21 protein-coding genes are annotated in these 25,943 nt (G+C 61.3%); 18 read left to right on the forward strand and 3 right to left on the reverse strand.

Annotated features, from left to right (window positions below):
- Positions 1-247 precede the first annotated feature (247 nt).
- The gene (gene metH / locus AOG28_RS12525) at positions 248-3,973 is read right to left on the reverse strand and encodes a methionine synthase (protein WP_054556651.1); all 3,726 of its coding nucleotides are present in this window, start codon (positions 3,971-3,973) and stop codon (positions 248-250) included.
- Between the two features lie 391 nt (positions 3,974-4,364).
- Here metH and nfuA point away from each other — a divergent pair, with 391 nt between their 5' ends.
- The 6 genes from nfuA (at position 4,365) to AOG28_RS12555 (ending at position 12,255) form a co-directional block, all read left to right on the forward strand.
- Entirely contained in the window at positions 4,365-4,955 is a 591-nt protein-coding gene (nfuA, locus tag AOG28_RS12530; protein ID WP_054556652.1) for a Fe-S biogenesis protein NfuA, read from the forward strand.
- 322 nt (positions 4,956-5,277) lie between these two features.
- Positions 5,278-7,077, forward strand: a complete 1,800-nt coding sequence (locus AOG28_RS12535; RefSeq protein ID WP_054556653.1) for a sensor domain-containing diguanylate cyclase — start codon at positions 5,278-5,280, stop codon at positions 7,075-7,077.
- Between the two features lie 346 nt (positions 7,078-7,423).
- Positions 7,424-7,981 carry a diaminobutyrate acetyltransferase gene (ectA, locus tag AOG28_RS12540; protein WP_082388757.1) on the forward strand — a complete coding sequence of 186 codons (558 nt, stop codon included), beginning with the start codon at positions 7,424-7,426 and terminating at the stop codon, positions 7,979-7,981.
- A 282-nt stretch (positions 7,982-8,263) separates the two neighbouring features.
- Entirely contained in the window at positions 8,264-9,529 is a 1,266-nt protein-coding gene (ectB, locus tag AOG28_RS12545; protein WP_043334231.1) for a diaminobutyrate--2-oxoglutarate transaminase, read from the forward strand.
- Between the two features lie 159 nt (positions 9,530-9,688).
- The gene (locus AOG28_RS12550; protein WP_043334232.1) at positions 9,689-10,081 is read left to right on the forward strand and encodes an ectoine synthase; all 393 of its coding nucleotides are present in this window, start codon (positions 9,689-9,691) and stop codon (positions 10,079-10,081) included.
- Positions 10,082-10,359: 278 nt separating this feature from the next.
- Entirely contained in the window at positions 10,360-12,255 is a 1,896-nt protein-coding gene (locus AOG28_RS12555; protein ID WP_082388758.1) for an EAL domain-containing protein, read from the forward strand.
- A 112-nt stretch (positions 12,256-12,367) separates the two neighbouring features.
- Here the strand turns inward: AOG28_RS12555 and AOG28_RS12560 are convergent, their stop codons facing one another.
- The gene (locus AOG28_RS12560) at positions 12,368-12,952 is read right to left on the reverse strand and encodes a DUF3833 domain-containing protein (protein WP_082388759.1); all 585 of its coding nucleotides are present in this window, start codon (positions 12,950-12,952) and stop codon (positions 12,368-12,370) included.
- Positions 12,953-14,173: 1,221 nt separating this feature from the next.
- Between AOG28_RS12560 and AOG28_RS12565 the strand changes: the two genes are divergently transcribed.
- From AOG28_RS12565 to AOG28_RS12575, 3 genes are all read left to right on the forward strand, one after another.
- Positions 14,174-15,004, forward strand: coding sequence for an ATP-dependent zinc protease family protein (locus tag AOG28_RS12565; protein ID WP_054556656.1), 831 nt, complete (start codon positions 14,174-14,176; stop codon positions 15,002-15,004).
- A gap of 102 nt (positions 15,005-15,106) precedes the next feature.
- On the forward strand, positions 15,107-16,669 hold the full coding sequence (locus tag AOG28_RS12570; protein WP_054556657.1) for an inactive transglutaminase family protein: 1,563 nt from the start codon (positions 15,107-15,109) through the stop codon (positions 16,667-16,669).
- Between the two features lies 1 nt (position 16,670).
- The gene (locus tag AOG28_RS12575) at positions 16,671-17,687 is read left to right on the forward strand and encodes an alpha-L-glutamate ligase-like protein (protein ID WP_043334235.1); all 1,017 of its coding nucleotides are present in this window, start codon (positions 16,671-16,673) and stop codon (positions 17,685-17,687) included.
- Positions 17,688-17,802: 115 nt separating this feature from the next.
- On the opposite strand, the gene AOG28_RS12580 is transcribed toward AOG28_RS12575, so the two are convergent.
- Positions 17,803-18,516, reverse strand: coding sequence for a DUF1826 domain-containing protein (locus tag AOG28_RS12580; RefSeq protein WP_082388760.1), 714 nt, complete (start codon positions 18,514-18,516; stop codon positions 17,803-17,805).
- A 283-nt stretch (positions 18,517-18,799) separates the two neighbouring features.
- On the opposite strand from AOG28_RS12580, the gene AOG28_RS12585 reads away from it, so the two are divergent.
- From AOG28_RS12585 to AOG28_RS12625, 9 genes are all read left to right on the forward strand, one after another.
- The gene (locus AOG28_RS12585; protein WP_043334236.1) at positions 18,800-19,267 is read left to right on the forward strand and encodes a Fur family transcriptional regulator; all 468 of its coding nucleotides are present in this window, start codon (positions 18,800-18,802) and stop codon (positions 19,265-19,267) included.
- Between the two features lie 59 nt (positions 19,268-19,326).
- Positions 19,327-20,664 (forward strand): dihydroorotase, encoded by a 1,338-nt coding sequence (locus AOG28_RS12590; protein WP_054556658.1) that lies wholly within the window; start codon positions 19,327-19,329, stop codon positions 20,662-20,664.
- A 76-nt stretch (positions 20,665-20,740) separates the two neighbouring features.
- Positions 20,741-21,916, forward strand: a complete 1,176-nt coding sequence (locus AOG28_RS12595) for a metal ABC transporter solute-binding protein, Zn/Mn family (RefSeq protein ID WP_054556659.1) — start codon at positions 20,741-20,743, stop codon at positions 21,914-21,916.
- 113 nt (positions 21,917-22,029) lie between these two features.
- Positions 22,030-22,860, forward strand: coding sequence for a metal ABC transporter ATP-binding protein (locus AOG28_RS12600; RefSeq protein ID WP_082388762.1), 831 nt, complete (start codon positions 22,030-22,032; stop codon positions 22,858-22,860).
- Positions 22,861-22,938: 78 nt separating this feature from the next.
- A complete protein-coding gene (locus AOG28_RS12605; RefSeq protein ID WP_043334239.1) occupies positions 22,939-23,763 on the forward strand; it encodes a metal ABC transporter permease in 825 nt (274 codons plus the stop codon).
- Between the two features lie 95 nt (positions 23,764-23,858).
- Positions 23,859-24,305, forward strand: coding sequence for a phosphoribosyl-AMP cyclohydrolase (hisI, locus tag AOG28_RS12610; RefSeq protein WP_043334240.1), 447 nt, complete (start codon positions 23,859-23,861; stop codon positions 24,303-24,305).
- Entirely contained in the window at positions 24,292-24,624 is a 333-nt protein-coding gene (gene yidD, locus AOG28_RS12615) for a membrane protein insertion efficiency factor YidD (RefSeq protein WP_054556660.1), read from the forward strand. The genes hisI and yidD overlap by 14 nt, the downstream gene beginning before the upstream one ends.
- A gap of 149 nt (positions 24,625-24,773) precedes the next feature.
- Positions 24,774-25,175 (forward strand): MbcA/ParS/Xre antitoxin family protein, encoded by a 402-nt coding sequence (locus tag AOG28_RS12620; protein WP_052384668.1) that lies wholly within the window; start codon positions 24,774-24,776, stop codon positions 25,173-25,175.
- Entirely contained in the window at positions 25,172-25,912 is a 741-nt protein-coding gene (locus AOG28_RS12625; RefSeq protein ID WP_054556661.1) for an RES family NAD+ phosphorylase, read from the forward strand. Before AOG28_RS12620 ends, AOG28_RS12625 begins: the two co-directional genes overlap by 4 nt.
- Positions 25,913-25,943 lie beyond the last annotated feature (31 nt).

Genomic DNA, 25,943 nt, shown 5'->3' on the forward strand with positions numbered 1-25,943 from the left:
TAAACCGAACAGAGACAAACAGGACAGTGATAGACAGAGCAGAGACAAACAGAGCAGTGATAAACAAAGCAGTGACAACGGCAGCACGGGCGACTCACGACAGCAGATAAGGAAGAGCGCCATGATAGCGCGCTCGGCAAACTGAAGACATCGCCTCTCAGACGTCAGCGCGCCCCACCGCCTGAGAGGTGAGGCGCGCTGAGCTGTCATTGGCTGCATCAACCGGCGGGGCGGCTGATGGAGGGGATCAATCGGCGTCGGGATCGTAGCTCAGCACCGGCGACAGCCAGCGCTCCATCTCGGAAAGCTCCATTGCCTTGCGGCTCGCCAGTGACTGCACCTGATCGCGGGTGATCTTGCCGGTGGAGAAGTATTTCGACTCCGGGTGCGCGAAGTACCAGCCAGAGACGGCGGCCGCCGGCCACATGGCAAAGCTCTCGGTCAACACCATGCCGGCATGCGTCTCCGGTTCGAGCATGCGGAACAGCGTGGCCTTCTCGGTGTGATCCGGACAGGCCGGATAGCCGGGCGCCGGACGGATGCCGCGATACTTCTCGGCGATCAATGCCTCGTTGTCGAGCACTTCCTGGCTATCGTAGCCCCAGAACTCCTTGCGTACGCGCTCGTGCAGGCGCTCGGCAAAGGCTTCGGCGAGGCGGTCCGCCAGCGCCTTGACCATGATGGCGTTGTAATCATCGCCCGCCGCCTCGTACTCCCTGGCCAGTTCATCCGCGCCATGTCCGGTGGTCACGGCGAAGCCACCGATCCAGTCCGGCTTGCCACTGTCACGCGGGGCGATGAAGTCGGCAAGACTGTGACAGACGCCATCACGATTCTTGGTCATCTGCTGACGGATGTGATGCAGGCGCTCGACCACCTGGGTGCGTGATTCATCGGCGTAGACTTCCAGGGTGTCGTCGTCGACACAGTTGGCCGGCCAGAAGCCGATCACGCCACGCGCCAACAGCACCTTGTCATCGATCAGCTTGCGCAGCATCACCCTGGCATCGGCAAACAGCGAACGCGCCGCTTCTCCGACCGTCTCATCCTGCAGAATCTTCGGGTACTTGCCCGCCAGCTGCCAGCTCATGAAGAAGGGCGTCCAGTCGATGCGCTCGACCAGTTCATTCAGATCGTAGTCATCGAAGACCTTGAGGCCGGTGAAGCTGGGGGCCGGCGGGGTGTAATGCTCCCAGTCCGGCTGGAAACGACGCTTGCGCGCCTCGCGGTAGTCGAGGTCCGCGGCCTTGGGGCGGCGCTTGGCGTTGCGCTCGCGCACCACGGCGTACTCGGTGCGAATCTGATCGACATAGGCTGCCTTGAGTTCCGGCGACAGCAGGCGCGAGGCCACCCCCACCGCGCGCGAGGCGTCGGTGACATAGATGACCGGCTGCTCATACTGCGGTTCGATCTTGACTGCGGTATGTGCCTTGGACGTGGTCGCACCACCGATCAGCAGCGGCAACTCGAAGCCACGGCGCTGCATCTCCCTGGCGACATTGACCATCTCGTCCAGCGACGGCGTGATCAGCCCGGAAAGCCCGATGATGTCGGCCTTCTCGTCGATGGCGGTCTGCAGGATCTTCTCCGCCGGCACCATCACGCCCAGGTCGATCACCTCATAGTTGTTGCACTGAAGCACCACGCCGACGATGTTCTTGCCGATGTCGTGGACATCGCCCTTGACGGTTGCCATGACGATCTTGCCCTTGGCCTGGGTCTCGCCGCTCTTCTCTGCCTCGATGAAGGGGATCAGGTGGGCGACCGCCTGCTTCATGACGCGCGCCGACTTCACCACCTGGGGCAGGAACATCTTGCCCGCGCCGAACAGGTCACCGACCACATTCATGCCGTCCATCAACGGCCCTTCGATGACCTCGATGGGTCGGGCTGCCTGCAGGCGCGCCTCTTCGGTATCTTCCTCGATATGGACGGTGATGCCCTTGACCAGCGCGTGCTCGATGCGCTTGTTGACTGACCAGCTGCGCCATTCGAGGTCTTCCTTCTTCTCGCCGCTGCTGCCATCGCCCTTGTGCTTGTCGGCGATGTCGAGCAGGCGCTCGGTGCTGTCATCGCGGCGGTTGAGTACCACGTCCTCGACGGCGTCGCGCAGTTCCCGGGGCAGGTCATCGTAGAGCGCCAGCTGGCCGGCGTTGACGATGCCCATGCTCAGGCCCGCCTGGATGGCGTGATAGAGGAATACCGAGTGGATCGCTTCGCGGACCGGATTGTTGCCGCGGAACGAGAAGGACACGTTGGAGACGCCACCGGAAATCATCGCGTGGGGCAGGTTGTCATGAATCCAGCGCGTGGCCTCGATGAAATCGACCCCGTAGTTGTCGTGCTCCTCGATGCCGGTGGCGATGGCGAAGATGTTGGGGTCGAAGATGATGTCCTCGGCCGGGAAGCCGATGTCATCGACCAGCATCCGGTAGGCACGCTCGCAGATCTCGATCTTGCGCTGATAGGTATCGGCCTGGCCGACATCATCGAAGGCCATGACCACCACGGCGGCGCCGTGACGGCGACAGATCTGAGCCTGCTGCCGGAAGCTTTCCTCGCCTTCCTTGAGCGAGATGGAATTGACCACCGCCTTGCCCTGGATGCACTTGAGCCCCGCCTCGATGATGTCCCACTTCGAGGAGTCGACCATGATCGGCACGCGCGAGATGTCCGGCTCCGAGGCGATCAGGTTCAGGAAGCGCACCATGGCTTCCTGTGACTCCAGCATGCCCTCATCCATGTTGACGTCGATGACCTGGGCGCCGTTCTCGACCTGCTCGAGGGCGACTTCCAGCGCGGTGGTGTAGTCCTCCTCCTTGATCAGGCGACGAAAGCGCGCGGAGCCGGTGACGTTGGTACGCTCACCGACATTGACGAACAGCGAGTCCGGCTGGATGTTGAAGGGCTCAAGCCCCGACAGGCGGCAGGCCGGCGCGATCTTTGGCACCTTGCGCGGCGGGTACTGGGCCACCACACGCTTGACCGCCTGGATGTGCTCTGGGGTGGAGCCACAGCAGCCGCCGATGATGTTGAGCAGGCCCGCCGCGGCGAAGGAACCGATGATCTCGGCCATCTCGTCCGGGGTCTGGTCGTACTCGCCGAATTCGTTGGGCAGGCCGGCGTTGGGGTGCGCGGAGACGAAGGTATCGGCCTTCTCGGACAGCTCACGCAGATAGGGGCGCAGCTCCTCGGCGCCTAGCGCGCAGTTGAGACCGATGCTCAGCGGGCGCGCGTGACGCACCGAGTTCCAGAAGGCTTCGGTGGTCTGGCCGGACAGCGTACGTCCCGAGGCATCGGTGATGGTGCCGGAGATCATCACCGGCAGCCGCGGATGGCCTTCGTCGAACAGCTCCTCGAGGGCGTAGATCGCCGCCTTGGCATTCAGGGTGTCGAATATGGTCTCGATCAGGATCAGGTCCGCGCCACCCTCGAAGAGCGCCAATGCGGCCTCGCGGTAGTTGTCGCGCAGGATATCGAAGGTGACGTTGCGCTTGGCGGGGTCATTCACGTCCGGCGAGATGGAGCAGGTGCGGCTGGTCGGGCCGAGCACCCCCGCGACGAAGCGCGGGATGCCGGTCTCGGCGGCTACGGCGTCCGCCGTCTTGCGCGCCAGGCGTGCCGATTCGAGATTGATCTCGTGGACCAGCGCCTGCATGCCGTAATCGGACTGCGACAGCTGAGTGGCGTTGAAGGTGTTGGTCTCGACGATGTCGGCGCCGGCCTCGAAATAGGCGCGGTGGATCGCCTCGACGATGTCCGGCCGGGTCAGCGCCAGCAGGTCGTTGTTGCCCTTGATGTCGCTGGGCCAGTCGGCGAAGCGCTCGCCACGGAAGTCTTCCTCCTCCAGCCCGTAGCTCTGCAACATGGTGCCCATGCCGCCATCGAGGATCAGGATGCGTTCCTGCAGCGCCTGGCTCAGCGCGTCGGGCAGGGGCAGAGAATAGGGAACAGGGGATAGGGCTTGCGCCATGACGGACTCCAGCGTGCGTGACCTGTCGCGTTGTCTCCCGAACGTGTAACTCTCTTTACCAGGCCAGTACTTTGCCAAGCCAGTACCTTCTGAGCCAGTACCTTGCCGAGAAAGTCACACGCCACAGGCGCGAACTCATTGCTATTGAGAGGCGCTGGCGAGGGATCCGTTCACGAAATCCCCGCCTGGCCAGTTTGGGATATCGTATCAGACTGCAGAATCGTCACGATGAGCATGATTCATGCGCAACATGAGTCAGTCAGGAGTGCCCACAAGGGAGTGGCTGCGCACAGGGCGCCAAACCCGAGTGATTTGCTCAGGATTGCGAGTGCAGCAGGTTTTCCTTAACATGGAGCCATTAGTCACCTGACATCAAGAGAGTCTCTGCGCCATGAGTGAGAGCATCCAGATTACCGATAGCGCCCAGGAGTATCTTGCCGAGCTGCTCGAGAAGCAGAACGTCGAAGGTATCGGCGTGCGCATCTTCATCACCCAGCCGGGCACGCCGTATGCCGAGACCTGTCTCGCCTACTGCCGCCCGGGCGAGGAAGAGCCGACGGATGAGATCCTGGATCTGCCGAAGCTGAAGGTCTATCTCGACACGCACAGCGTGCCGTTCCTGGAAGAAGCGACCGTCGACTTCAATGCCGATCGCATGGGGGGGCAGCTGACCATCAAGGCGCCAAACGCCAAGATGCCCAAGGTCAACGCGGACAGCCCACTGGAAGACCGCATCAACTACCTGCTCTACAGCGAGATCAACCCGGGCCTGGCGGCTCACGGTGGCGAGATCAAGCTGGTGCAGCTGACCGAAGAGCAGGTCGCCGTGCTGCAGTTCGGTGGCGGTTGCCAGGGCTGCTCCGCCGTCGATCTGACGCTGAAGGATGGTGTCGAGAAGACGCTGATGGAGCGTATCCCGGAACTGACCGGTGTGCGTGACGTCACTGACCACACCGACACGACCAACGCCTACTATAGCTGATGTCGGGTCTGGCTTCGGGCCCGAAGACAGGGTCGAAGCCAGGCACAGGCCAGAAATGCAATCTCCCATCGATTTTCGGTGGGAGATTTTTTTATGGGCGCGACGTCAGCCTGTCAGGGGCTGAGGCAATCTGACGCGAGCCTGTGACATCCAGACCCTGGCATACAGCGTATGAAGGGAGGTTCGGGGAAGTTGCTGCGTCAAGTATTAGTTTTATCTGGTATCGTAGCAGTATCTTTTTCATGCTGGCCGCGCCCATCGGCTGGCCGGCGTGACGCGTTTTTCGTCGAACGTTTCCTCCCATCGTCAAGAGATAGCCTTCATGAGTCTGGCCAACCTGCGCTTTCGCACCATCAACATCATCATCTGTGCGCTTTCCGCCTTGGCGGGACTGGTGTTGCTGGTCGTGTTGGCATTCATTACCCACAACGTGTCCGATCTGCAGCGCGACTGGCAGGAATATCAGCAGGCACGCTCCGACAAGCCGCGCCTGGAAGGTCAGCTGACCAAAGCCCTGGGCTATGGCGGCATGGTGCATGACTTCAAGAACCTCGTGCTGCGTCAGGACCTCGAGCTGATCGGTGAGGTGCAGAACGAAATCGGCGCCGCTCGCAGCGCTTTGAGTCGTTATCAGAATCTTGGGCTGACCCAGGGGGAGGAAAATGCGGTGGCGGGCCTGCGTGCCACCATCAGCCGCTATGAGCTGATGGTGCCCAGAATACGCACGATGATCGAGCAGGGGCGTTCGAGTGCCGATATCGACAAGCTGGTTCAGATCGATGATTTCCAGGCTGTCTCGGGGCTGGATACCCTGCGCCGTATCTCCATCGCGGAGCTGCGTGACAATGACAATCCGCTCGAGAACGGCATGGGCAAGGCTCGCCTGGTGGCCAACCTGCGCCGTGATCTCGGCTACGGCGAGATGATTCACCACTTCAAGAATTACGTGCTGCGCAGCGACGCCATCTACGGTCAGCAGGCGGCGCAGGACATTGAATCGCTGCGCGCCACCTTGGCGGCTTATCGTACGCTGGGGATGAACACCGCCGAGCAACGTGCCATCCGCGATATCGCCGATGTCGTCCAGTCCTACGGTGACCGCTTGAACAAGGTCAACCAGCTGCATGACGAGCAGGCAGACCTTTCACCGCGTGAGATCGATCAGCTGGTCAAGGTCAATGATGCGCCGGCGCTTGACGCACTGGCGGTGCTGGATCATGAAAGCCGCATGCGGATCGCGGCCACCTCTGCTGCGGTCGGCAAGACGCTCAAGCTGCTGGCCACGGTGGCCCCGGTGGTCAATGGCCTGGCGCTGGCGATGATCGTGGTGCTGATCGGCATCTCGATGTGGTTGTTCGGGCGTTATGTGCTGGTACCGATCCGTCGTCTGACCCAGACCATGAATACCCTGGCCAATGACGATGTCAGCGTGGTGATCGACAGCACCCAGCACACCAATGAAGTGGGCCAGATGGCGCGGGCGCTGCAGAAGTTCAAGTACAACATCATCGAGAGCAACAACTACAAGAAGCGCATCACCCAACTGGCGATGCATGATTCTCTGACGGGGCTGCCCAATCGACAGCATTTCTATGAGCGGGTCGAGCATTGGCTCGAAAGCGTCAGTGGCGAAGGCGGGCAGCTGGCGTGTCTGATGCTGGACATCGACAAGTTCAAGCCCATCAATGACACCCATGGCCATGCCGCCGGAGATGTGGCGCTCAAGGTGATCGCGGAGCGACTCAATCAGGTGGTGCGCAAGGGCGATTTCGTCGCGCGTCTGGGAGGCGATGAGTTCGTGGTGCTGGTCCACAATGCCGACATCCAGGCGAATCTGGGTCGCCATGGGGAGCTGGCCCAGCTGGCCCAGCGCATCATCGACAGTCTGGGCAAGCCCTTCCTGTATGAAGAGCACAAGCTGGAAGTGGGCTGCAGCATCGGGATTGCCATCGCCCCTCAGCATGGCAGCGACCGTGAACAGCTATCACACAATGCGGACATGGCGCTCTACGCTGCCAAGCACGAGGGACGCAATTGCGCGGTGCAGTTCAGCCGCCATGATGAGCTGGGCCAGATTGTCGCGATCGCCAGCAAGAAGCGTGAGGGGCAGAAACAGCAGTGACGGAAGCCCAGGGCTTCAAGCACTAGAGCAGAAGCCGCCTTTACGGCAACGGAAAGGCAGCGGCAACGCAAGCAAGGCCAGATGCCGCATGAGCAGCCAAACAGACGGCGCCCCTCGGGGCGCCGTCTTGCGTCTGGTGGGGACAAATCATCAGCGGGCGGTGGGCAAGGGCGAGAGTTGCCCGGTACTGGTACTGGCCTGCACGCTCACCGATACGGGGCTTTGGATAATTCTACGTTATCCATACGCTTCACGAGAATAATTTATGGTTTGCGACATCCATAACGGTTTGTTATGGTTTATAGCGAATTCGCCAACTGCGAAATATTTTATGAAAACCATGACAATGACTTCCACGATTCAGGGCCTGGCCCACCACACCCACGATGCCGTGATCAACCGCGCCAGCGCGCCGTTGTTCATCCGTCAGCCGACTACCGATGATGGCTGGGGCATCTACGAGCTGGTCAAGGCCTGCCCGCCGCTGGACCTCAATTCAGGGTATTCGTACGTTTTGCTGGCCACGCAGTTCCGTGACAGCTGCGCCATCGCGACAGATGAGGAAGGTGAGGTCGTCGGCTTCGTTTCCGGTTACACCCGCAACGACGCCCCGCAGACCTTCTTCCTGTGGCAGATCGCCGTCGGTGAGAAGGCGCGTGGTACTGGCCTGGCACGTCGCTTGATCGAAGCCGTGATGAAGCGTCCCGAAATGGCGCACGTGCGTCATCTCGAGACCACCATCACGCCGGACAACGAGGCGTCCTGGGCATTGTTCACTCGCCTCGCCGAGCGCTGGCAGGTGCCGCTGCACTCGCGTGAATACTTCTCTTCAGACCAGCTGGGTGGCGAGCACCTTGCCGAAAACCTGGTGCGCATCGGCCCGTTTCTGCCGAGCGACATCTGAGTGCTCGACGCGCTCAAGGCTCTTATGCAGCCAGAGCCCATGTGCAGCACGGGCGAATAGCAATCCGCAAGAAGTCCCGGACGGGACGCCGTCATGATTCTTGTGTCGGTCGTCGAGAAGAATCACGTCCCGTCCGGCAGATGTTCACGACAGGAAGGTTGTGACATCTCCTGCTGACCCCATGTGTGAGTGAGGTAGGGTCAGTGTCATTCGTTGGATCGTCTTTACATTCTGGTATGGCCATTTCAGTAGTCGGCCATCCATCACCAGGGAGGTGACAGCATGAATACGCAGATTCTCGAACAGATGGAATCCGAGGTACGCACTTATTCGCGTTCTTTCCCGACCGTTTTCACCAAGGCGCAGAATGCCCACCTGTTCACCGAGGACGGCAAGCGCTACATCGATTTCCTCGCCGGTGCCGGTGTGCTCAACTATGGGCATAACCATCCGGTACTCAAGAAGGCACTGGTCGATTACATCAGCAATGATGGCATCATCCACGGCCTCGATATGTGGACTTCCGCCAAGCGCGATTTCCTCGAAGCGCTGGAGGAAGTGATCCTCAAGCCGCGTGGTCTGGACTACAAGGTCCACTTCCCGGGGCCGACCGGCACCAACGCGGTCGAAGCTGCCATTCGTCTGGCGCGCAAGGTTTCCGGCCGCCACAACATCGTGTCGTTCACCAACGGCTTCCATGGTGTGACCATGGGTGCGCTGGCCACCACCGGTAACGCCAAGTTCCGTGATGCGGCGGGCCTGCCGGCGCAGGGTGCGCAATTCGTGCCTTACGATGGCTACATGGGTGAGGGCATCGACACCGTTGCCTACCTCGACAAGCTGCTCAAGGATTCCTCCAGCGGTCTGGATCGCCCGGCAGCAGTGCTGGTCGAGACCGTGCAGGGTGAGGGCGGTATCAACCCGGCCTCCATCGAATGGCTCCAGCGTCTGGATGCCTTGTGCAAGGAGCACAAGATCCTGCTGATCGTCGATGATATCCAGGCGGGTTGTGGTCGTACCGGCAAGTTCTTCAGCTTCGAGCACGCCAACATCGTGCCGGACATCGTCTGCAACTCGAAGTCGCTGTCTGCCTCCGGTGTGCCGTTCGCGATGGTGATGATGCGTCCCGAGCTGGACCAGTGGAAGCCGAGCCAGTACAACGGCACCTTCCGTGGCCACGCCCTGGCCTTCGTGACCGGCGCCGCCGCGCTGCGCCACTTCTGGAGCGATGACAAGTTCGAGCGTGATATCCAGCGCAAGGGCCGTATCGTCGAAGACCGCTTCCAGAAGATTGCCGCCAAGGCCCGCGAGAACGGCTTCGAAGCGCACGAGAAGGGCCGTGGCCTGATGCGCGGTATCGATGTCCGTGACGGTGAGCTGGCCGATGCCATCACCTCACGCTGCTTCGAGCAGGGCTTGATCATCGAGACCAGTGGTCACTCCGGTCAGGTCGTCAAGTGCCTGTGCCCGCTGACCATCCGCGACGAAGACCTGCTGGAAGCCCTCGATATCATCGAGGAAAACGCTGCCGCAGTGCTGTCCAAGTAACGCTGTCTTCCCGCGGGGCGCCCGGTCATCGGCGCCCCGCGGGTCGTTGGTGAGCCTCTGGCTTGCCATCCCCGCCGATTGCCCATCCAGGTCACCCCTTCGTTACGGTAATCGCCATCTGTCAGCTGTCGATGTCAGGCAGCCTAGTGAGGAAAACACATGATCGTTCGCAATCTCGAAGAAGCCCGCAGCACCGATCGTCTGGTCAAGGCCGAGAATGGCAACTGGGATAGCACGCGCCTGCTGCTTGATGAAGATGGTGGCAAGTGTTCGTTCCACATCACTCGCATCTTTGAAGGTACCGAGACCCACATCCATTACAAGCATCACTATGAAGTGGTGTATTGCATGGAAGGTGAGGGTGAAGTCGAAACCCTGGCTGATGGCAAGATCTGGCCAATCAAGCCGGGCGACATCTATATCCTCAACGAGCATGATGATCACCTGCTGCGTGCCACCAAGACCATGCACCTGGCCTGTGTGTTCACCCCGGGCCTGACCGGCAAGGAAGTCCATCGTGAAGATGGCTCCTATGCACCTGCCGAAGCCTGATACTCTGTCTCGTCGTGAGTGAGGCGCGAAGCGTCTGACCTCAAAGGGACAAGCGTCATCCAGAAAGCCCCGTAGCCTTGCTGCGGGGCTTTCTGCGTCGTGGTGGTGAGAAACCGCTCCGTGAGGTTGCCGCGCAGCAGTGCGCGCAGGGGTTTCCACGCTCAATTATCGTTAGTGGTGCGCAGCTTGCCGGCTCTGCCAGTCAACAGTCGAGACGAGTATGCTCAAGTACGAACATGCGGTTATATCTCCTGGAAATTCCAACGAGGCAGTAGGCCATGGCAGATTCCACCCCAAAGACAACCCTCGCGCCAAGTGGCCGGCCCGGCTTCAGGCCGGCAGCACCTCATCCGCGCGAAGAAGAGCGTCTCAATAGCCTGCATTCTCTGCATGTATTGGATAGTGATCATGAAAAGCGCTATGACGATCTGACGCGCCTGGTCGCCGATATCTTTGATGTGCCCATCTGCCTCGTATCGCTGGTGGATGAAGACCGCCAGTGGTTCAAGGCCCATTGCGGGCTGGATGCACGGCAGACGGGCAGGGATCTCGCCTTCTGCGCCCACGCGCTGCATGAAGAGCGCTTTCTGGTCATCAATGATGCGCGCCAGGATGAGCGCTTCTTTGATAACGCCCTGGTGTCGGGGCCACCGCATGTCTGCTTCTACGCGGGTGCCGTGCTGCGCGACAGCAGCGGGCTGCCGCTGGGGACTCTGTGCCTGATCGACCACAAGCCCCGTCAACTGGATACGGCCCAGCTGGAGCGGCTGGAGCGCTGTGCACTGCTGGTCGAGAACGAGCTCATCCAGCGTGATGCACTGCTGGCAGAACGTGCACGCGCCACCCTGCAAGCCAATATCGACCCGATCACCGGCTACAGTCTGCGTCGCCGCTACCTGCAGCGAATGACGGCCTGGTTGCAGGAGCGCGCCAGCCAGGGGGAGCTGCAGGTCATTCTGGTCAAGCTGCAGAACGCCGAAAGGCTGCGCAAGCAGCAGGGCGTCGACTTCTACGAAGGCGTGCTGCAATCCCTGTCCCACCAGCTCAATGAAAACTTCGATGATGAGGGCCTGCTCAAGGGGCGCATCAGTCACGACACTCTGATGATCCTGTTGCCGCGTGACCAGGCATTGCACGGCATGCGCTGGCATCGCTTCGTGGAGCAACCCTGGCTGCTGCATCTCTCCGCCAACAGCCGGCCTGATCTGTTGATCGGGGCGGGCACCTTCGTAAGCGACAGCATGTCAGCAGCGGAGCTGGTCGAGGTGGTGGAAGAGGAGCTTGTCTGTGCCAGTGAATGGGCGCCAAAAGAGAAGGGCGTCCAGTTCGCGGATCTCACGGACAACCTCAATCTGCGCCTCGAGATGAACAACCGCTTTGCCCAGGCGCTGCGCGACAATGAGCTGTGCATCCACCTGCAGCCCATCGTCACTGCGGGCAGCCAAGGCCTCAGCGGCCAGGAAGTGCTGCTGCGCTGGCAGGACAAGAACCGCTGGATCACACCCCATCAGATGTTGCGCATCGCCAGACACGCGGGGCTGGATGAGGAGCTCGATATCTGGGTGCTGCGCAGAAGCTGCGCCTTGCTGAGCCAATGGCTGGCGACCAGGAAGGGCAACGACAGTCTGTTGCCGCTATCGCTGAACATCACGGCGTCGCGCCTGATCGAAACCGAATACATGGATGCCCTGCGCCGTGTCCTGCGCCTTTACCGGCTCAAGGGGGATTGCCTGCGCCTTGATGTCAGCGGTGTCGAGAGTTTTTCCGCGACGCCCGAGCCATTGGTGCTGGCGATGAAATCGCTGGCCAATGACGGCATCAGCTTCTGTGTCGACCGTTTCGGCCCTGAGCATGACAGCCTGCGCCTGTTGAGCATGCTGCCCATCACCAGCGTGAAACTGCATCCGCGCTGGATCAGTCTGCTGCAGACGGATCCACGTCAGGCGCGCCTGTTGAAAGCCTGGACGGCGGCCTTGCATGCGTTGGAGATCTCCGCCGTGGCAGTGGGTATCGAGCACTCACGCCAGCGCCAGAGCATGATGGATCTGGGCTTTGACCAGTTGCAGGGATACGCCTTCGGAGAGCCCATGGCGCCAGAAGAGGATTACGGCAAGTGGCTGTCCAAGGTGGAGACATCGCTCGAGCAGCATGCTGGTGACTCCGCCGCCTCATGAGGGTTGGGCTGTCAGGCGCTGGAACCGACAAAGGCTGGCGCTATCAAGGGGGGAAGCCATCAAACAAGGCTTGAAGCCATCAGCGGCTTACGTCATTGCCGCGCACGAGCTGTCATTTCGGCTCAGCTGCCGGTGGATCACAGGGACAGCGCTGAAATGCCAGGGTGATATTGGCGGCTTCGAGGCCCAGTTTGCGCATCGAGGTCCGGTTCAGGATGCGACCATCCGGTTGCAGATACATCCAGTCATCCATGCTGAACTCCCAGGTACTGTCGTCGATTGGTACCTGAAGCACGTAGTTCATGCGCAAGGCGTTACCGCGGGTCGTCGCTGTCGCTTCGCCCGTCACATCCGCCGCTCGACCAGTCCATTGGCGCTCACCCGCCGGGGTAAAGGTCCAGCGGCGGTGTTGCGTCTCGCCATCGGCATAGACGAAGTCTTCCTCCAGAATCAGCTGGTTGCCTTGCATGCTGCCGATGACATCGACCACGAACCGCCGCGTCACCTTGCCACGGTAATCCTGCACCATGCCCCAGCCACGTGTGTGGCCCAGGAAGTAGTCATCGATGCGAAGCTCAGGGCCGCTGCCCGCATAATCCTCTATCTGAGGTCCGCTACAGGCTGACAATCCCGCTGCCATGATCAACACGGCTGCGCGGCCGCTGATGCGCCGAAGGCGTCGAATGCCGTTGTGCATGAATCCAGCGCTAGCTGACATACAGGATGGGAAGGAGGGCATCGCTGACTCCGGTTCGCGCCGACCCGTGAGTCATCACGGCGCGCGGCAAGGTTGAGTGACAAGGTGTGCGGTGTGGGTCACGTGTGGTCCGAATTATTCTACAACACTTGTGCATGAGTGCTATCAAGGATAAGTTTGTTCGCGTTCCTGGGCAACGGGCAGTTTGGCACCTGGATCGTGAAACAGGCCATCGCTGATGCAAGCCGACAGGTTCAACTCGCTGGACTTGGCCCGACGACTCGACCTGATTGACCTGACCTGATGGACCTGACCTGATGGATCAAGGCAACTGACTCTACGGGCGCCCAGGATCACTGATGAAACCTGCATACCCTTTGGTTCGTATAATATATATTATGTTAAATACGGTAGTTCGTGAGCGTGCTCAAGCTGCATACGTCGGTGCCTTGTTCATCCGGGCTGTGTTCATCCGGGCTTTGTACGTCAATGCTTGAGCGTCGATCTTCAGGCACCTGACTTCAGGCACCTGACCTCCTCCGCGCGAATGACAGCATCTGCATGCCTGCTTGTGAACCTCAGGTTCTGCTCGTCAATGAAGTCAGTCGATAAAGTCAGCCGATGGAGTCAGTCGACGTTCCCGCCTATCTTTTGCTGAGTGGCCTGCATTTGATCAGTTTGGCGACAGTCTGACTCGCTGTGCCGGCGGGCTCGCATCCGAGATCGTGTCGTTGCCATGTTGTGATCCCGCGCTGATGATGCAGTGACATCCTGAACAATGCGCAAACAGTGAGGTCTGGCTGTGCAAACTGCCGCGAAGGCTGCTCCTGTCCGGAGGCTGGGTTCCATCGAGGTTTTCGTCACCTGAAGGCGACGCAAGCCAAGCTGGCGTTATATCTCCAGCCGGCTGACAGCGGCCCTGACCCACGCCTGGCGGGATCTCGTGTGGTCTGTCCTCGACTGGCGACAGAAAGTGATCGCTACGTTGGTGAATCGCAGGAAATGGCTCGGCGTCAGGTGCTGAAACATGGACAGTCACCATTCGGGCTACGTATGATCGCCCCCAGTAACGCTTCGGTGCTAGAACGCCCAAGCTATACAAGGGAATACCCAGGCATCGTCGGATCAGTGTGCTGACTGACTGACGATGGACAAGAATTATGTCTGCCGTTCACACAGGTTGTAGAGCGGCAGCAAGGCTGAACAGGAACCTTCTCCCCTATGCTGATCCGCAAGCTGCTATTGCCTGTTACCTTGACCAGTGTCGTCGTCATGGCCGGCTGCGTCCCGGCACAACCGCAACCGCAGAAACCGGTATTGACGCCAGATGCCTTTTCACAGCGCATCGATGCCCTGCAGGAACAGCTGGCAGGCCAATGCAACGTCCAACAGCAGCAACTTGCCGACCAGCAGGCGCTGAGCCGCTCTCTGCGTCGTGACGTGCGAGAAGTCGGCAGTCAGCTGCGTCAGATCCATGCCGAGATGGAACAGCCCGCACAGCCGCAGGCCGTGGAAGCCTGCAAGGCCGTGACCGACAATCCCATCCTCGACAAGACCCTGCTTGGGCGCGTCGAGTGGGTCGGCTTCCCGACCATCAGCAGCTACTTCAAGGCACGCATCGATACCGGTGCCAATACCTCTTCGCTGTCGGCGCGTGATATCACCGAATTCGAGCGCGACGGCGCCAAGTGGGTCAAGTTCAAGCTCGCGCTGCGGGATGACGGCAAGTATTTCGTGTCAGGCGATCGTGACAAGTGGGTCGAAGCCCAGGTCAGCCGCACGGTGACCATCATCCAGGCCTCCGGCCGCGAAGAGCGTCCCGTCGTCAGCCTGCTGATGACACTGGGTGACATCAAGCAGAAGGTCGAGTTCACCCTCAATGATCGTCGTGATCTCACCTATCCGGTATTGCTGGGCCGTCGCTTCATGATGGACATCGCTGCGGTGGACGTCAGCCGTACCTTCATCAATGCACGTCCGGAGTACCCGGGCAGTGCACCCAGTAACGAAGCGGCCAAGGACGAGGACCCGAACGAAGGCAACCGCGACTGAGTGGCAAGCGCCCTCCTGTCTCCTCTGCCCGGCTTCGCTGCCTGACATGGCTCGGTGCGCCACCGAGCCATCATGACTGCTCCAGACATTTCAAGGACTCCCATGTCGCGTTTTGCTTTCTATCTTCTGGTCGGCCTGTTGATGCTGATCGGTGTGGGCCTGACCGCCTATCGCCATATTTCGTTTGATGTGCCCTGGGTGCCCGGTGCACAGCAGAAAGTGTGGGATATCGAAGCCCAGGTGGCCTTCACGGCCACTGGCGGCCCGGTCAAGGCGTCGCTGGCGCTGCCGGAAAACCAGAAAGGCTACAGCGTCCTGACCGAGAACACGGCGTCCTCGGGCTTCGGGCTGTCCTATCTGGATGACCTGCCGGGCCGTCGTGCCGAATGGTCGATCCGTGAAGCGGCAGGCTCGCAGCTGCTGTATTACACCGTGACCATGCTGGAGTCCGACAACGCGACGCCTGCGGCCATCAAGCGCCTGCCGGCCCCTCAGGAAGTCTCCTGGGAGCGTCCCTACGATACCGCCGCGGCTCAGGTCATCGATCAGGCCCGTGAGCGCAGTGCCGATTCGTTCACCTTCGCACGTGAGTTGATCAAGCAGTTCGACAATCAGCGTCAGGGCGAGAATGCGCGCCTGCTGCTGACCCAGTTCGAGCGTCCCGAGTTGATGCTGCGCCTGCTCAATGAGTCCGGTGTCAGTGCTCGTCTGGTCAGCGGCCTGAGTCTGGAAGACGGCCGTCGCCGCCAGACGGTCTCGTCTTGGTTGCAGGTCTTCGCCGAAACGCCGCAAGGCAACGAAGCAGTGGATGTCGAGGCCGCCGACGCTGAAGACATAAACACCGACTGGGTGCTGATCAACCCGGAAACCGGCAAGCAAGGTGAGCCGGACAACCTGCTGCTGTGGGAAGGTCGTGGCGCGCCGATGCTGGAAGTCGAAGGCGGTGTGAACTCCCGTGTCAGCTTCTCGATGATCCGTCACAACGAGCCGGCGGCCGTCGCGGTTCGCAACAAGCTGGCCAATGACGAGCTGCTCAACTTCTCGATCCACTCCTTGCCGTTGGAAGAGCAGGCGCTGTTCAAGACCATCCTGCTGATCCCGATCGGCGCGTTGGTCGTGGTGCTGCTGCGTGTGCTGGTTGGTCTCAAGACCTCCGGTACCTTCATGCCGGTATTGATCGCCCTCGCCTTCATCCAGACAAGTCTGGTGACCGGCTTGATCGGCTTCCTGCTGATCGTCGCGACGGGCCTGGTGATCCGCAGTTACCTGTCGCGGCTCAATCTGCTGCTGGTGGCGAGGGTCTCGGTGGTGATCATCACGGTGATCGCGATCATCTCCATCTTCTCGGTACTCGCCTATCGCTTCGGTCTGAACGCCGGCCTGACCATCACCTTCTTCCCGATGATCATCCTGTCGTGGACCGTCGAGCGCATGTCGATCCTGTGGGAAGAAGAAGGTCCCAAGGAAGTGCTCAAGCAAGGTGGTGGTAGCCTTCTGACCGCTGTGCTGGCCTATCTGGCGATGAACAATCCGTGGGTGCGTCACCTGACCTTCAACTTCCTCGGTCTGCAACTGGTGCTGATGGCCTTCATCCTGCTGCTCGGCAACTACACCGGCTATCGTCTGCTGGAATTGCGCCGCTTCAAGCCGCTGACGGAGGATTGAGATGCTCTCGTCATGGCTGAATCGCTGGTCACGCAACTGGACCACGCCGGGCGCCTTGCGCGCCCGGGGGGTTGTCGGCATGAATCGCCGCAACATCGGGTATATCTCGAAATACAACGACCGCCGTCTCTATCCGCTGGTCGATGACAAGCTGCAGACCAAGCTGTTGTGTCAGAAGTACGGCCTGGCCTCGCCGGAGATGATCGGCAAGGTCGCCAGTCAGTTCGAGGTCGAGCGCGTCGTCGACATGGTGCGTGATCACGCGGGTTTCGTGATCAAGCCGGCCAAGGGCTCAGGCGGCAAGGGGATCCTCGTCATCGAGCACCATGATGGCGAAGAGTATGTGAAGCCCAGCGGCGCGCGCATCACGCGTGCCGACATGGAGCGCCACGTCTCCAATATCCTGTCAGGGCTCTATTCGCTGGGCGGCTCGCCGGATGTGGCGCTGGTCGAAGGCTTGATCTCCTTCGATCAGGCCTTCGCCGAGTTCACCTATGAGGGTGTGCCGGACATTCGTGTCATCGTCTTCAAGGGCTATCCCGTGATGGCGATGATGCGCCTGTCGACGGCGGCCTCGGATGGCAAGGCCAACCTGCACCAGGGCGCGGTCGGTGTCGGGCTGGATATCGGCAGTGGTTGGGCGGTGCGCGGCGTGCAGTACGATCGTCCGCAGTTCGCGCACCCCGATACCGGGCACGATATCTTCTCGCTCAAGGTGCCGCAGTGGGACACCCTGCTCGAGCTGGCTGCCGGCTGTTACGAGATGACGGGACTGGGGTATCTGGGCACCGACATGGTGCTGGATCGTCGCCATGGCCCGATGCTGCTGGAGCTCAACGCCCGACCGGGGCTCGCCATCCAGATGGCCAATGGCGAGGGCCTGCGCAAGCGGCTCGAGCTGATCGAGCGTCAGCCCGACGGCGTGCCGGTCGCCGAGCGTGTCGCCTTTGCGCGCAAGCATTTCTCGCGCAGCAAGGAAGATGTCGCCAATGTCGGCATGGCGCCCATCGCGGACTGATATCGGTCCTGAAGGTCTGCTGAATGAATGATCAAGCAGCCTGACAACCCGCAAACAGAAACACCCCGCCTTGGCGGGGTGTTTCTGTTTGGTGAGTCGCAAGCGAAGCCTCGGCTCAGCCGGGGTCCATGCTCAACATCAGGCGACTGCCATTGGGCACCACCGGTGAGCGATGGATTAGCCCTCGCCCTTCATTGCCCGGCCAGCACTCGCCCTTGAGCAACGCCAGGCTGCCCGGGCGCAGCTCATGTATCTCGCCGGGGGACAGGCAGATGTCCTGATGGCCGGGTTGGCCGTGGCCCAGCGCCAGTCTGTCGGCGGCATGTTCCGGCAGCCACTGGGTGCCCGGGCCGTCGTAGGTCGTCACCAATCTGACCGGGATGCGATCGACATGAAAGCGCGGGCACATGGCGCTCTGGGTCATCTCCAGTCGCATGCCGATATCCTTGACCTCGAAGAGCTCGCCCATGGCTTCACCCAGCACACAGACATCCTCTATCAGCGCAGCCCCGGCATCCGGTGCGGGAAGGTAGCGCTCCAGCGCCTCACGCAGATCACTGATCGGGCCGCGCCAGCGCATGCGCAGCGGGTAGGCACCCGAGGATTGAGCCTTCACCGCCATCTTCAATGCCGCATCGATGCGGCGTTGCATCACGGCCAGGCTGATGTCGGGGTCGAAGATCGCCCCCAGGTCATGTGCCTCGTGACCGATATGCCAATGGGTTGTGGGCCTTGGCGCCGACGCGAGGGTCGAAGGTGACGAACTGGCTGCCAGGCGTGGCTTGGGCCGTGTGTGAAGGGGTGGGTGCAGCGCCTCGAACTGGGCCATGAATTCCTCCTGTCAGGGATGGTCGCGGGTCTATCACCGCGACCAAAAAGCGATAATTGTTATGTTATATCATATTGGTCGCTTGTCCACGCTTTCATGTCGGCTCCGCACCGTGCGTTGCCTTTGAGTGACTCACGCAGCCCCGATGCCTTTGTCGGTGGCCCGTCATGGCCCATTTGCCCTAGAATAAGCATCTGGTCATTCAGGCTGCGCGCTGACGCACTTGCCCTCATCGCGCTTGACGCCTTTTGACATCCGGGATTCACGACACTCAGGATTCTTCATGCCAGAGCCACTTTCGCTGATCGACCAGGCCGAACGTCAATGTCTGGCGCGCGGTGTGCGATTTACGCCGATTCGGCGACGTGTACTGGAAATGATCGCGACCAGTCATGGCGCACTCAAGGCGTATGACCTGCTGGATCAGCTCGCCAAGGAACATGGCGCTGCCCGCCCCCCCACGATCTATCGTGCGCTGGATTTCCTGCTCGAACAGGGCCTTGTCCATCGCATCGAATCACTCAATGCCTACCTTGCCTGCCACTGCCCGGAACATCAGCACGGCTTTCAGCTGTTGATCTGCCGCGGCTGCGGTCGTGTCGAGGAAATGCATGATGACGATCTCGGCACTCGGCTTGTCGCCAGCGCCGATCGCCATGGTTTCTCGATCGAACGCCAGACCATCGAACTCGAGGGGCGTTGCCAGGATTGCACCTCTCAAGCAGCTGCCATGGCAGAAAACGCTCAGTGAACGGCGCTTGCGAGCGCTTTTGATACGATATAACATTTGCTTCCCACGGAGGACGTCACATGCTGGACATCCGCATCTCACAGGCGCAAGTCGTCAATGAAGGCACCATTTCCACTCAGGATGTGGGCATCAAGGACGGGCGTATTCACGCCATCGGCAGCGACCTGTCTCACCTCGATGCACGTGAAGTGATTGATGCCGCCGGCCGCCATCTGCTGCCGGGCATGATCGATGATCAGGTGCACTTCCGTGAGCCAGGCCTGACCGCCAAGGGCAACATCGCCACCGAGTCTGCTGCTGCCGTGGCCGGGGGGATCACCACCTTCTTCGACATGCCCAACGTCAAGCCGGCGACCCTGGACAGCGATGCACTGGAAGCCAAGTTTGCCGTGGCGGCCGGCCGTGCCCATGCCAACCACGCCTTCTATCTGGGTGCCAGCAACGACAACCTGGAAGCGATCAAGACGCTGGATCCGAACCAGACCTGCGGCATCAAGATCTTCATGGGCGCCTCTACCGGCAACATGCTGGTCGATGACCCGGAGATTCTCGAAGGCATCTTCAAGCATGCACCGACGCCCATCGTCACGCATTGCGAAGACACGCCGATGATTCTCGAGAACGAGGCGCGCTGGCGTGAGCGCTTCGGGGAAGACGTGCCCTTCTCCGAACACGGCCTGATCCGCTCGCGCGAAGCCTGTATCAAGAGCTCGCGTCTGGCGATCGATCTGGCGACCCGCAACGGTACCCAGCTGCATGTCCTGCACCTGACCACTGCCGAGGAAATGGCGCTGTTCAAGGCTGGCCCGATGAAGGGCAAGCAGATTACCGCCGAAGTCTGCGCGCACCACCTGTGGTTCAGCGACGCCGATTACGACACCCGTGGCAGCCTGATCAAGTGCAACCCGGCAGTGAAGACCGCCGCAGACCGCGCCGCCCTGCGCGCTGCCGTGATGGATGGCCGTATCGACATCATCGCCACCGATCACGCACCGCATACCTGGGAAGAGAAGCAGAACCCGTACTTCAAGGCGCCTTCCGGCCTGCCGCTGGTACAGCATGCCCTGCTGTCACTGCTCGATCAGGTCCAGGATGGCATCTACGACCTGGCGACCCTGGTGCAGAAGACCAGCCACAACGTGGCGGATCGCTTCTCCATCGTCGATCGCGGCTACATCCGTGAAGGGGCCTTTGCTGACCTGGTGCTGGTCGACCTCAATGGCGAGACCAGCGTCACGCGTGACAACGTGCTCTACAAGTGTGGCTGGAGCCCCTTCGATGGCGTGACCTTCAAGGCACGTATCGATGCGACCTTCGTCAACGGCGTGAAAGCCTATGACGGCAAGACCGTCAATCCGGTGGCCAACGGCCAGCGACTCTCGTTCAACCGCGGCTGATGGCGGTCCTGGCGTGCCGGTTCTCGGCACGCCCTGCCCGCATCATGCCGTGATCACTAGCAAAGGAAGTGGTGTCATGAGTATGCATGCGGGCTCTCCCCTGGCGTCTCGCCAAGTGTTGTGTGAAAAGCTGCTGTCCCGGGTCCAGCGCACGCTGGGTCCGCGGGCTGCGCGTGCCCTGCCGCTGAGTGTGCTGGGCGCGCTTGCCGCGTTCGCGACGCCTGCCGCCCACGCCCAGGACGGCGCTCCTTTGCATGTGGCCGTCAGCGTGCCGCCCATCGCGTGGATGGTCGATCAGCTGGCCGGTGAGCATGTCGAGATCACCACGCTGGTCAAGCCGGGCGACAGCCCGCACGCCTACGATCCGACCCCGCGCCAGGTGGCCGAGCTGTCGACAGTCCCGCTCTATCTCGCCATCGGTGTGCCCTTCGAGCAGGTGTGGTTGCCGCGCCTGGTGAAGAACAACGCCGAGATGCAGGTCGTGCATCTGGAAGAGGGTCTCAACACACGCCACTTCGGCAGTGGTGAGGCGCATGACCACGGCCATGATGAAGCGCATGCTCATGAGCAGGACGCGCATCACGATCATGATGAGCACGACGAGCATCATGACGAGCATGCTGATCATGAGGCCCACGAAGAGCATCACGGCGAGCATGAAGGTCACGAAGAACATCATGACGAGCACCATGATGAGCATGCTGATCATCAGGCGTATGGTGCCCAGCATGACGAGGATGAGGACCTCGGCGAAGCCGACCCCCACCTCTGGCTGGACCCGCAGCGCATGCAGACCGTCGTCGAGCGTGCCGCCGTGGTGCTCGAGGCCCGCCTGCCGCAGCATGCCGGCGAGATCGATGCCAATGAGCAGCGTCTGCTCAAGACCCTGAGCGAGCTGGATGAGCAGATCGCTCAGACGCTGGCGCCCTACAAGGGCCGCAACTTCCTGATCTTCCATCCCAGCTTCGGCTACTTCGCGGACCGCTACTCGCTCGAGCAGCATGCCATTGAAGTCAGTGGTCGTGAGCCCACGCCGCGCGAGATGGCCACGCTGATCACGCGTGCCAAGGATGAGAATATCGGCACCATCTTCGTCTCGGGGCAGTTCTCCCAGACGGCGGCCAAGCGGATCGCGAGCTCCCTGGGGGCCGAAGTGGCCGTGCTGGACCCGCTGGCAGAGGACTATCTCGACAATCTGAAGCACGCCACCGAAGCGCTGAAGGCGGGTTTTAAGTTGACTGACAGCCAGTAATTGCCGGCCGGGGTATTGCGCATATCGCTTGATCTTGCACAATGCCCTGCCCCATCGAAAAGTCAGACGGGCGCTCATGCGCCCGTCTGCGTTGCAACGAGGTACCTTACGTCATGGTCAGCCCCATCTCCGTCGCGCGCCCGCGCACGGACAGCCATCCGGAGGCGTCAGCCACTGGGCGCAGTGTCGGACCGGTCTTTCGCCCGGTGCCGGCAGATGCACCGGATGCCATTGATATTCGCGGCGTGACCTTCCGGTATGGCGAGCAGGTCATTCTCGACGATGTCGACTTTCAGGTCGGCGCGCGCGAGATCGTGGGACTGATCGGGCCCAACGGTGGTGGCAAGAGCACGCTGCTCAAGCTGATACTCGGTCTTCACAAGCCGGCGGCTGGCTGTGTCCGCGTGCTGGGGCGCACGCCCAAGGCCGCCGCGCGCCATATCGGCTATGTGCCGCAGTTTGCCAACTTCGTGAAGCGCTTCCCCATCCGCGTGGAAGACGTCGTGCTGATGGGGCGCCAGGGGCGTCGTCGTCAGTGGGGCCCCTGGCCACGCGCGGACCGTGAGGCGATTGGTGCGGTGCTGGAAGAAGTCGGTATCAGTCATCTTCGCCGTCGGCACATCGATGCTCTTTCCGGCGGTCAGCTGCAGCGTGTGCTGATCGCCCGCGCCCTGGCGGCCGAGCCTCAGTTGCTGCTGCTGGATGAGCCCACCGCGAGTGTCGACAGCGATGGCGAGCGCTCCCTGTTCGAGCTGTTCAATCGCCTGGCCAATCGCATGAGCGTGGTGGTGATCAGTCACGATCTCGGTTTCATCAGCGATTACGTCGATCGGGTCGCCTGCCTCAACCGCAAGATGATCGTCCATGACACCGAGACGCTCACCGCTGAATCGATCGAGCGGCTCTATGGTGAAAACGTCCAGATGATCCATCACCATCACTGATGCCGCGGCCGGTGACTGTCCGTCTGGCCTGTTTCACTTCCTTCACGTCGCCCGCTCTGCGCTCTAGGCTTACATTACATGAATTTCATCACCGCCCTGGGCAGCCAGGATTTTCTCCAGAACGCCCTCTTCGCCGGCCTGCTGGCCAGTCTTGCGGCCGGTCTGGTCGGCCCCTATGTCGTGGTACGCCGCATCGGATATCTGGCCGGGGGGATCGCTCATACCGTGCTTGCCGGCATGGGGATCGCGTACTTCATGGGCGCAAGCCCGCTGGTCGGCGCCTTCATCAGCGCCATTCTCGCCGCCCTGCTGATCGGTTACATCAGTCTCAAGGGCTTTGATCAGGAAGACACCGTCATCGGTGCGCTGTGGGCCATCGGCATGGCTACCGGCATCCTGTTCATCAGTCAGACCCCGGGTTACAAGGTCGACCTGATGAGCTACCTGTTCGGCAACCTGCTGCTGGTGCCTGCGGATGCCATCGGTACCCTCGCCTGGATGGTGGGAGGCCTGGCACTGGTGTTGCTGCTGGTGCATCGCCCGCTGACTGCGGTGATCTTCGATGAAGAGTTCGCGCGTCTGCGGGGCGTGCCGGTCAAGACGCTCTACCTGCTGCTGCTGGTGATGGTGGCGATTACCGTCGTGCTGCTGTTGCAGGCCGTGGGCTTGATCATGGTGCTGGCCCTGCTGTCCTTGCCTGCCGCGCTTGCCGGCCATCATGCGCGCTCACTGGGCATGATGATCGTGATCGCGAGTCTGGCGGCCATGGCCTTCACCACCGGCGGCCTGGCGCTCTCCTGGCAGTTCGACCTGCCCGCCGGCGCGACCATCGTGCTGGTGGCCGGTGTCGCCTACCTGCTGTCGCTCATCTGGCGCAGCGCCCGTGGCGGACTGCGTCGCTGATTCGCGGCTTGTGATACTGATACTGCGTGAGCCCCTGCCAGCGTGACATCACGCTGGCAGGGGCTTCGATATGAACTCTGCAAGGAACCCCCTCAATGGCACAGGATGGACTGCTCAAGTCGCTGGAGAATGCCGATATCGGTGAGAAGGTCGCGCTGGAGGCGCTGATCGCCGCCTTGCCCTGGAATGGTGACGGCCTGATTCCCGCCATCGCGCAACAGCATGACAGCGGCGAGGTATTGATGATGGCGTGGATGAACGCCGAAGCCCTGCGCGAGACGCTCTCCACCGGTCGCGTGTGCTACTTCTCGCGCTCGCGCAGCAAGCTGTGGCGCAAGGGCGAAAGCTCGGGCCAACAGCAGAAGCTGGTCAGTACGCATCTGGACTGCGATGGCGACACCCTGCTGGTCAAGGTCGATCAGACAGGCCCTGCCTGCCATACCGGCCGCAAGAGCTGCTTCTACTGGCGCCTGGATGCTGAAGGTGCCGAGATTACCGATGCACCGATCATTGACCCGAACACCCTGTATGGCAACGCCTGAACGTCGCCACTCCCTCAAGCGCGGCGTGACGTCGTTCATGACGCGCCTGCTGACCGGCTTGCTGCGCGGCTATCAGTTGGTGCTCAGCCCGCTTCTGGGACCGCGCTGTCGCTTCTACCCTTCCTGCTCCAGTTACGGACTGGAGGCCATCAAGGTGCATGGGCCCCTCAAGGGGTGCTGGCTCACGGCGAGGCGTCTGTCACGCTGCCACCCGCTGGGCGGGCCGGGTGGCGTGGACCCCGTGCCACCGCGCAAGGGGCACGCCTCGTCTGCCAGTTGCTGTGATGCGCATGATGAGGACGACGCCCCCAGGCCTTGAGGGCGTATACCTTGCGAGTGACTAGGTCGTGTGCTTTGTGAACGGCTAAGCCTTGCGGATGGCTGTGCGCATGTGAAGTGTTTGTGTGTTATCATTCACATGTGTATGGCGTCAGTTGTGACGCCATCGTCAGTCAGCAGGAGAATGTCATGTCCACCGCAGCCGCCCTCGATCGTGTGTCCCCGACCAGCCCCAGTGCGGGCCGCGTTGCCCTCAAGTCCTTCTTCAACATCATGGAGAAGTGGCAGTGCAGCGCGGCGGATCAGCGCGTGCTGTTGGGGGGCATCGGTACCACTACCTATCACAAGTATCGCAAGTTGCCGGAAGTGCGCCTGCCCAACGACACCCTGGAGCGTATCTCCTACGTGATGGGGATTCACAAGGCCCTGCGCATCCTGTTCAGCAATACGCCCGAGATGGCCCATGAATGGGTGCGTCGCCCCAATCGTGCGGCGCCCTTCAATGGCCAGAGTGCGCTGGACTACATGCTGGCCGGACAGGTGGTTTCGCTGGCCGACACTCGCCGTTATCTCGACGGAGTGCGTGGATGAGCGAATGGACGAGCGAAGGCAAGCATGCCGATGACTCCGCCCTGCCCGCGCTGACGCTGCCGGACTGGCAGAACGCCTGGCGCGTGATCTCCAGTGCCTTCCCGCCCATTTCGGTATTCGAGGACATTCTCGAGCCTGATGAGCTGGAGATGGCGTTTGCCATCGAGGCGCTGACCAATGACCGCCTGCGTGAAGAAGCCGGCGAGCTGAGTCGCGTCGCGCCGCAAGATCGCATCAGCGGGCCGAGTTCCACGCCGGTGATGGCGGCCTTCACGCACATAGGGCGTGCCTCGCGCTTTACTGATGGCAGTTTCGGGGTCTATTACTGCGCGAGTACGCTGGATACCGCGATTAGCGAGACCCGCTTCCACATGGCACGCTTTCTGGCCGATACCGCGCAGCCCAGTCAGGAAATGACCATGCGCAGTTACGTCAATCGCGTGACGCAGCCACTGCATGACATTCGCGAGGGCCATGACGCCCTCTGTCAGCCAGACATGGCCAGCTACCCAGCCGGCCAAGCCTTTGCCGCCAGGTTGCGAGAAGCTGGCAGCTTCGGTTTGCTCTACCCCAGCGTGCGCCACGCTCAGGTGGATGCAAGCGCCGAGTGCGCGGCTATCCTGCGTCCGCCGGCGGTCAGTATTCCCATTCAGGGGCCGCATCTGCGGTATGTCTGGGATGGTCAGCATCAGGCCATGACGCATGTTCTGGAGGTGAAGGAACATCGGAAAGGGTGAGCCCGGTGCCAGTTTATCTCCTGAGAATTCG

Origin of the sequence: Cobetia sp. UCD-24C (assembly GCF_001306765.1) — a bacterium.
GTDB classification, from domain to species: domain Bacteria; phylum Pseudomonadota; class Gammaproteobacteria; order Pseudomonadales; family Halomonadaceae; genus Cobetia; species Cobetia amphilecti.